Source organism: Acidobacteriota bacterium, from assembly GCA_040754075.1.
Lineage (GTDB): Bacteria > Acidobacteriota > Blastocatellia > UBA7656 > UBA7656 > JBFMDH01.
On the sequence record JBFMDH010000006.1, the window covers coordinates 81,683 to 90,228 of the forward strand.

The 8,546-nt window shown below is 49.6% G+C and carries 8 protein-coding genes and 1 pseudogene; 1 reads left to right on the forward strand and 8 read right to left on the reverse strand.

The window, feature by feature from the left end; all coding sequences use genetic code 11:
* The first annotated feature begins 136 nt into the window (after window positions 1-136).
* Window positions 137-559 (forward strand): hypothetical protein, encoded by a 423-nt coding sequence (locus tag AB1757_08535; protein ID MEW6127072.1) that lies wholly within the window; start codon window positions 137-139, stop codon window positions 557-559.
* Between the two features lie 148 nt (window positions 560-707).
* On the opposite strand, the gene AB1757_08540 is transcribed toward AB1757_08535, so the two are convergent.
* The 8 genes and pseudogenes from AB1757_08540 to AB1757_08575 all read right to left on the reverse strand — a co-directional run.
* A complete protein-coding gene (locus tag AB1757_08540; protein MEW6127073.1) occupies window positions 708-1,187 on the reverse strand; it encodes a DinB family protein in 480 nt (159 codons plus the stop codon).
* Window positions 1,188-1,316: 129 nt separating this feature from the next.
* A complete protein-coding gene (locus AB1757_08545) occupies window positions 1,317-1,802 on the reverse strand; it encodes a DUF2310 family Zn-ribbon-containing protein (GenBank protein ID MEW6127074.1) in 486 nt (161 codons plus the stop codon).
* Between the two features lie 139 nt (window positions 1,803-1,941).
* A pseudogene (locus AB1757_08550) lies at window positions 1,942-2,385 on the reverse strand (MaoC/PaaZ C-terminal domain-containing protein).
* Between the two features lie 220 nt (window positions 2,386-2,605).
* Window positions 2,606-3,136 (reverse strand): DUF2889 domain-containing protein, encoded by a 531-nt coding sequence (locus AB1757_08555; protein ID MEW6127075.1) that lies wholly within the window; start codon window positions 3,134-3,136, stop codon window positions 2,606-2,608.
* Window positions 3,137-3,272: 136 nt separating this feature from the next.
* Entirely contained in the window at window positions 3,273-4,613 is a 1,341-nt protein-coding gene (locus AB1757_08560) for an amidohydrolase family protein (protein ID MEW6127076.1), read from the reverse strand.
* Window positions 4,614-4,642: 29 nt separating this feature from the next.
* On the reverse strand, window positions 4,643-5,794 hold the full coding sequence (gene tal, locus AB1757_08565) for a transaldolase (GenBank protein ID MEW6127077.1): 1,152 nt from the start codon (window positions 5,792-5,794) through the stop codon (window positions 4,643-4,645).
* Window positions 5,795-5,952: 158 nt separating this feature from the next.
* Window positions 5,953-7,104, reverse strand: a complete 1,152-nt coding sequence (locus AB1757_08570) for a trypsin-like peptidase domain-containing protein (GenBank protein ID MEW6127078.1) — start codon at window positions 7,102-7,104, stop codon at window positions 5,953-5,955.
* Between the two features lie 404 nt (window positions 7,105-7,508).
* On the reverse strand, window positions 7,509-8,546 hold a 1,038-nt coding region (locus AB1757_08575), incomplete at its 5' end, for an NBR1-Ig-like domain-containing protein (protein ID MEW6127079.1).

The following is an 8,546-nucleotide window of genomic DNA, read 5'->3' on the forward strand; positions in this document are numbered from 1 at the left end:
TTGACTGCTTCTTAACACATTGGCAATTATAAATCACATGAGACGAACCCGATTAGCAATAATTTGTTTATTACTTATTTTTTATCTTTCTCATTTTACAACTCAATCTACGAGCCTCGCGCAAAGCAAAGCGAATATGAGCGGGACGTGGGTGTTGGATAAATCGCGAAGCAATTTCGGCAGATTCGCGAAAGATGCCGCGAACGCCAAAATCACCTTGCGTATTTCGCACAAAGAACCGACCGTGAGGATGACACGTTCGGGAAGTTTGAATGGCGAATCGCGTTCGCAAAGTTTGACCTATTACACAGACGGTCGCGGCGAAACCAATCCCGGATTGCTCAGTAGTTCATCGGCGAAATCGAAAACCAAATGGGAAGGCGCGAAGTTGGTGACCCATTCCTATGCTACGGTTTCAATGGGTAATGAAAGCATTCAGGTTGAAACCATTGAACGGCGCGAACTATCAAGCGACGGCAAAACCTTAACCGTATCGGTTACGGCGACGAGTCCACGCGGGCTTGAAAATTTAAAGCTGGTCTTTTCGCGCTCTTCTTAAAACATTCGCGGTCAAAGAACAAGCAACGCTGCTTAACACTTGTCGTAATCGAGCGACAGTATAACCCTTCGATTAATCAGGCAAAACTCAGCTTGGATGGCTTTCCTGACTAACCTCACTGGGAGACGCCACTCATCTCGTCGCGCGTCTACTCTCGGTTTGACGCCAACAATTTTTTGATGAGCGCCATCTGGCCGGCATGATAGAGATGGTGCTGTGTGACGCCAATGAACTGCGTGTAAGCGGTGTAAGAAACCTCACGAACCAAAGGCTCATCCAGACGCTCGACAGGAAAACTTTTTATTGCCTGCCGAAATTCATTGTTCAGTTGTTTCAACAGGCTGACAGACTCATGCCAGTTTTCAGCCGTTGGCGCTGGAACGGCGGGCCAGCCTTCAGCCGCTGTCATTTGCCTGCCATCGCCCTTGAGTCGCCGCAAAACCAGATGGTAATCGCTGCACAGATGCAGAACCAACTCCCAGATACTATGCGCCCCGGCAATCGGGTGTGCGGCGGCATGCTCGGCAGTAACGCCTTCAAGAATTTCGAGAACCGACGGGCCGTGCCACGCCTCACCTTCAAGCGTTTTCGCTAATTGTTCTTCTAATCTGTTCAGTTCAGTGTGCATATTTCACTCCCTTGTTATCAGCCGAACGCAACAGGCGAACGGGTATGCAAACGACAACCAAAGAATCTTGGGATTCCGCTTCGCCCACTTCAGTCGAATCGTTTGTTGGATGCCGTCCCTTCGTCAAACTTAGTTGGCTACAATAATTCTACATTGGTCACAAACCGATCTATTTACCTCTTCGACCAATCGCCTGTTGCATCTTGGACAATTGCTCAGTGCTTCAAACTTCTCTTCACCTGTATCTTGAAACCACCAGTAATAACAATGCCGGATTGATTGTAGCTTCTCACATAGTTTGTAACCACGTTCATTCACTGGGCTATGTGGATCGGAAAGCTGCGACCGTGCCCAATCTTCAAACTCTCCCGAATCAAGCCACAGGTTGTAAAAACAACTATAGAACTGACGCCAAGAAGCGATCTCATCAACTACACTTGGTGTTAGCTGAAGCCTTTCCGGTTGAACCTCTTGATTGCAGATCGCACAGCGAATGGGATTCTCAGAAATTGCATAACATAGAATGATCGGATATGCCTCCTCGCAATAGCAGATTTCATCTGCTGGTGTTAGAGGCGAAGGTTTAAGCTTCCAATATGGATCATTCTCTGACATAGCTGTATTAGAGTACGGTCGCACTTTAGGCGTCTAACAAGTATCTGTCACCAAAATCTAAAAAATTGAGCTGCAAATTATCGCTTTTAAATTTGCAGCAATCATTATTTGAGGATTTTGTTTGTCAAAACTATCGAAATTATTTGCGGCGTTTGATTAACACTTTGGCGGTGTAACTGACCGCAACTTCGCCGCGTTGGTTGATGACTTCGTTAAGCATGGTGATGATGCCGCTGTTTTCATCGCGTTCGCTTTTGGCTTCGACTTTCTGTTTGACGTAAATCGTATCGCCGATAAACGTCGGTTTGACGAAGCGTAAACGATCCAACCCGTAAAACGCCAGCACCGTATCGGCAGTTTGTCCGAGTCGCACCGATAAACCTGTGGCGATGGAAAAGACCAATGCGCCGTGAGCGATGCGTTGTTTGAACATGCCTTTGGCGGCGAACTCGGCGTTGGTGTGAATTTCGTTCCAGTCGCCTGTCAGACTGGCGAAATTCACAATATCGGTTTCAGTTATCGTGCGCCCTGCGGTGATGGCTTCCTGTCCGACTTCAAAGTCTTCAAAATATTTTCCCATTGCGCGCTCCTCAAAGTTTAAGGTGACAGCTTGCTCAAAATGTTGTGGCTTTCAAGGCTTTCCAAACTACGGAACAGACGGAAAGCTTCGCGGAACAAACGGAAAACCGTCTGATTGTTATTCAATGCGTCTGCTTCAATTGTTCGTAAAACTCTTCGCCACACTGAAAAACTTTCCGGTTGTTCCGTAAACCTTTTTCGTATGTTCCGTGGTTAAATCGAAATTATGAATTCGCACACTCCTCTTTTTCCATCGCCTCTTCAAATACTTTGTCCGCGGCGTCGCTGAAGATGTAACAGGTATTGCGCAGTTGCGGCATCCAATTGAGTACGACCATGCGGCGTTTGGCGTCGCTTTTCATCAACTCTTCCCAATCGATATTTTCATTTTCGGCTTTGCGGCGATTGGCGTAATAGTTCATCTGAAAAGCACAGGTCGCCATATCATTAACCAAGGTATGCAAATGATTGCAACTGTCGGAACTGCCCAAAACATCAGAAAGAAATTTGCGAAAGCCGCGTCCGATTTTTGCGCCAACCAGTCGCGGCAGCACCGCATAAGCGCCCTGGCAAAATCCCGGATAGGGCATGCGTTCGATGCCGCCTTCTGCCTGTTGAATGACATAGCCCGGATAACTCACAAGCAAACGCGCATGGACAGAATGCACCGTGTCATTGAGCGAACCGATGATTTCAAAATTGCTATCATCAACCCATTCCATTTCAACTTTGATGTCTCTGGTAAATGTGGACATTGATTTTCTATTCTCCACTCGGCAATTTAAAAAAATGCAAGATAGCACCTCGCACAAAAAAACAAAAGCGAAGCTCACGATTGCTTCATCACTGTGCAAGCTTCACTTTTTGTTGGTAGCGAATCTTTTGACGAAGTTAATACTTTAGGGCTGCTTGATAAATCAGTTTGCCGTCTCTGATGGTATAACGCACATCAGCAAAAGCCCGCACATCGCGCGATGGGTCGTGGTTCAAAACGACAATATCCGCAATCCAACCGGGAGCAATGCGTCCAAGCCTTGCTGACTCGCCGAATTTTGCAGCAGGCACAGTTGTCATTGATGCGAGGATTTGGCGAAAGCTCATTCCTGCCTGGCTCATCAGAACATATTCATCGGTAGGGTCATAATCATCCATCCCGCCGACATCTGTGCCAAATAAAACCGCGCCGCCCACAGCAAGCCAATCGCGTAACTGTCCGGTAATGACCTCAGCGCGCGCCTTGGTAAGTGATGCGCGGTCATGGCGCAGATGATAAATCCAGATTTTCAAAGTCGGGATGAGCGCGACTTGGGCATCTCGCAGGGTGTCCAGAACTTCTTTATCCCAGACACCGGATGGCGGGGTGGTGTGGGCGATGAAATCAACTCCGCCTCGGGCTGCGGCAAGTATGCCATCGCGATTGGTCGGGTGTACAAAGACCGGTTTATGCCGGCGATGTGCTTCCTCGACAGCAACGCGAATGACCTCGACCGGCAAAACCGAAAACGGCGGACTCGTATCGGTCGCAAATATTTTCAATCCATCCCGGTCTCGCTCGAAAAGTTTATTGCAAACCGCCTGAGCTTCAGTCGCATTTGTCGCTTCAGCCACGGTTGGCGTCATTACACCGAGAATCCTTAAAATCGTTTCTGACGGTAAGCTACTACTCTTACCCACTAAGGCTTCACCGGTAGCGCGAATTCTTGGTCCTTTGACCTCACCGGATTCGATGCGGTCACGAATCCGACGAGTGTTTTCCAGAGGCGAACCTAAATCGAAAACGCTGGTGAAACCATAGCGCGTGAGCATGGTTTGAATTTGACCGGTGAGTTCCGCAGCAGGAATATTGCCGGCATCTGTCCATTTTCTTTCAAAGAAATGTACATGGCTATTCCAGAATCCGGCAGTGATGGTAAGACCTGAACAGTTTAAGGTAGGAACGCCTCTGGGAATGGTCACGGCATTGCGGCGACCGACCGCCGCAATCTTGCCATCGCGTATAACTATCACACCATTATGAATGGGAGGGTCAGTGGGGTTTGTATAGATTGTCCCGCCGACTAATACAAGTTGTCCGCTTGCGGTGACAGCAGAGGTCTGAGCCTGTATTGATAAGCTGGAATTTGAGAAAAGAATTACCAGTAGAAGCGGCAGGGTAAAAATTTCCCAGCCCGGCACAACACCCGACCTTCGTTTGGCGCGAGATAGTTCATCCTGTGATGCACCGGGCTTCATATTGACACTCGTCGTGGTCGGCTGCGATTTTAATCCGAAGCCGCGCCCTGCCCTTTAGCCAGTTCATCGCTTTTCGCTTGAATGGAAGCAAGCAGTTTTTCAAACGGTTGAATGAACAATGATACACCTTCGTCTAAAACCTGTTGGGTCACTGCACTGAGGCTGATACCGGCTTTTTCGAGTTTCGCCAAAACATTGCGTTCATCGTCGAGGTTGTCTTCAATAGAAATACGCGGTTTGCCGTGGTCTTTGAAAGCTTTGTAGGTTGCCGCCGGAATCGTATTGACGGTTTCCGTGCCGATGAGCGTTTCAACATAATAAACATCCGGGTAGGCGGGGTTTTTCGTTGAAGTCGAAGCCCACAAAGGTCTTTGCACCATTGCGCCTTTGGCTTTCAATGCCGCAAAACGGTCGCTATGGAAATTTTCTTTGTAAAGTTGATACGCCATCTTGGCATTGGCAATGGCGACGCGCCCCTCGATGGATTTGAGTTCGGCTTTCTTTTCTTCGCTATCCGCCTGTTCAATCAATGCCGCGAGTTTTTTATCCACCGCGCTATCAATGCGACTCACGAAGAAACTGGCAACCGAAGCGATGCCATCAACCGGTTTGCCTTCATTCATGCGCCGCGTCAGCCCGTTGATATAGGCATCCATCGTCCCCTGATAGGCTGCAAGCGAAAACAGCAAGGTGATGTTGATATTGATGCCTTCGTACAGACACGCTTCGATTGCCGGAAGCCCCGCCTGGGTGCCGGGAATTTTAATCATAATGTTTGGGCGGTCAACCGCTTTCCACAAGCGTCGCGCCTCTTCAATGGTCGCTTGCGTATCGTGAGCCAGCAGCGGCGAACATTCGAGGCTCACATAACCGTCCAGCTTGTTGGTCTTTTCATAGACCGGTTTTAGGATGTCGGCGGCGGTTTGAATATCGCGAATGGCGAGCGCCTCATAAATTTCCATAGCGCTTTTTCTTTCAGCGACAAGCTCTTTCAATTGTTCGTTGTAATCATCGGAACTGCTGATGGCTTTTTCAAAAATCGCCGGATTCGATGTCATGCCGCGCAAATCGTCTTCGCGAATCATGCGTTCAAATTCGCCCGAAATCAGCAGTTTTCTTTCGATATTGTCATACCAGATGGATTGCCCCAGATTGTTTAATTCGACCAGCGGATTGCTCATAAATTCATTCTCCTTTTCTTAAACGCAGCGATGATTTGATCGTCGGTTTGATTATGTCCGCCTATGCGCGACAACGCAACGCGCTTTAAATTTAACTGGACGTGAATCGGTTTTCGCCGACAGCGGTTACTTTATCAATTAAAACCTGAAAACGAAAATTATCGCGCATCCGGCGGTCTTTCGCTGAGCTTTATGGAAACCGTGCCGCGATTATTTTGTCGCAACACTTCGAGTTCAACCGTCTGCCCGGGCTTTTTATCCTTAATCGCGTTCTCTACGTCTTCGTTGTTGGCTACAGGTTTGCCATCAACCGACAAAATAATATCGCCCACCTGTCTCAGATAAGTATTAAAGAAGGTCTCTTCGATAACAGCGGCGCGAAGCCCTGCCTGCGCTGCGCCGGTGCCGCGATAAACGGCGGTCACCATAAGCCCCGTGCTGGTCGAAAGTCCTAAGCGGCGAGCCAACCCGCGATTAATCGGAGACTGGTCAACGCCAAGCCAGGGACGCGAGACATGCCCTTTGGCAATCAGTTCGGGAATGATTTTCTTTGCCGTATCGACCGGCACGGCAAAGCCAATGCCGACGGAACCGCCGCCGTTCGGACTATAAATCGCCGTGTTGATGCCGATGAGTTCGCCGCGCGCATTCAGGAGGGGTCCACCGGAATTACCCGGATTGATTGAGGCATCGGTTTGAATCGCGCCTTGAATGGTGCGCTTGGCAGCCGAATCGCGAAGCGGACGTTCGAGGCCGCTGATGACGCCTGTGGTTAAAGTTCTCTGCAACCCGAAAGGATTACCGATTGCCAGCACCTTTTGTCCGACCTGCAAATCTTTTGAGGAACCGAGTTTTACCACGGTTAATTTATCGCGCGGCGCTTCAACTTGAATAATCGCCAAATCGTTATCGCGATCCGAACCAATCAACCGCGCCGGGTATTTATCATTGTTGATTTGCACTTCCAACTGGCTGCTGTTTTGCACGACGTGATAATTCGTGAGAATCCGTCCCTGGTCATCAATGATTGAACCCGAACCGCTGCCTTCCTGCGGGTAGATGCCATACCAGGTTTCGACATAACTGGTGTTGGTGATAAAGACGACGCCGGGACTGACGGCGCGATAGACTTCGATATTATTTTGTTCATCGGTAACTACCGACGGATCGGCGATGACCGTCGGTTCAAGACTCCCTTCCGAAGGCGTCGTTTTATTGAATAATCGTTGTGCGCAAGCGACCAATACGCCTGCAATAATTGCCGGAATAATCGCCAGTAAAATAAGTTGTCTGGCTGAAATTTTATACATACTTTCCTCCTTGAATTACGCTAAAGAAAATTTTGTATTCATGGGTTCGGCTGTGTCAATTGCTAACGCCGGACTGAGAGGTACAGTTGCATTCTTTACTGCTGCACTCGAAAGGCGATATAGCAGTTTGCAAAAGCGTTTACGCAGTCTCTGTTGAGAGAGCGGTCTTTGACCGCATCATTGGGCAGTCGCGGTCAAAGACCGCTTATTCAACCTCAGTAAATCGTTTTGCAAACCGCTATAGGTATGAAAAGGTATTGGTCAGCTAAGCGGTTTGCTGATTTTGTGCAAGAAAAGCGTTGTGTTGTTCGGCAAGGAGTGAAGTTCGGAAATCAGATGCAGAAGTGAACCGCATCACCGGCTTCCTTCAAATAAAAGAAGTCGGTGATGCGGTTTGATGGTTATCACAGAATCGTCAAATTGAGGACTTTGCTTGAAGACGAACCATTCGCGCCGCGAACCGTAAAGGTCACGGAGAACGTTCCCTTCACCGTTGGCGTTCCTGACATTTTTCCTGTGGATGAACCTATGGTTAATCCGGCAGGCGCGCCGGTCATTGTCCAAGTGTAAGGCGAAACTCCGCCAGTTGCTTTCACGGTATAGCTGTAGGCTACACCCTTTATCCCATTGGACAATGCAGTCGTGGTTATTGATGGAGGATTCGCGCCACCTCCGCTACTGGCAACCGTGACGGCAACGTTGGTGCTGCTTGCGCCAAAGAAACCCGTGCTCTGCTTATACATTTTCCATTGGAAATTGTAAGTGCCCGCAGTTGCCGGAGCAGTGACGTTGAAACTAAAAGTCACCGAGCCGCCCGGAGCGACCGCCGCCGGGAGATTGACGCGATTCAATCCCCAGGTGGTGTTGTCCGCCGGATTTTGCGAACCCAGTTTGTAGTTGGTGGTGTCCCAGGTCGTCGTGCCGTTATTCTGCATGGTCACCGAAACGCTCACCGATTGCCCGGCGGTCATTGAACTGACTACGCTTTGTGAAACAAATGCTGCATTGTCTGTACCGCCGCCACCGCCGCCACCGCCACCCGATGAAACGGTGACCGCAACGTTGGTCGACACCGCTCCGAAGAAACCGACACCTTGTTTGTACATCTGCCATTGGAAATTGTAAGTGCCCGCAGTTGCCGGAGCAGTGACGTTGAAACTAAAAGTCACCGAGCCGCCCGGAGCGACCGCCGCCGGGAGATTGACGCGATTCAATCCCCAGGTGGTGTTGTCCGCCGGATTTTGCGAACCCAGTTTGTAGTTGGTGGTGTCCCAGGTCGTCGTGCCGTTATTCTGCATGGTCACCGAGACGCTCACCGATTGCCCGGCGGTCATCGTCGTGGCAACGCTCTGGGTGACGAATGCCGCGCTATCGGTTCCCCCGCCGCCACCGCCGCCGCCGCTTCCCACTTGGATCGATACATTCGTTGACGCTTGTCCGAA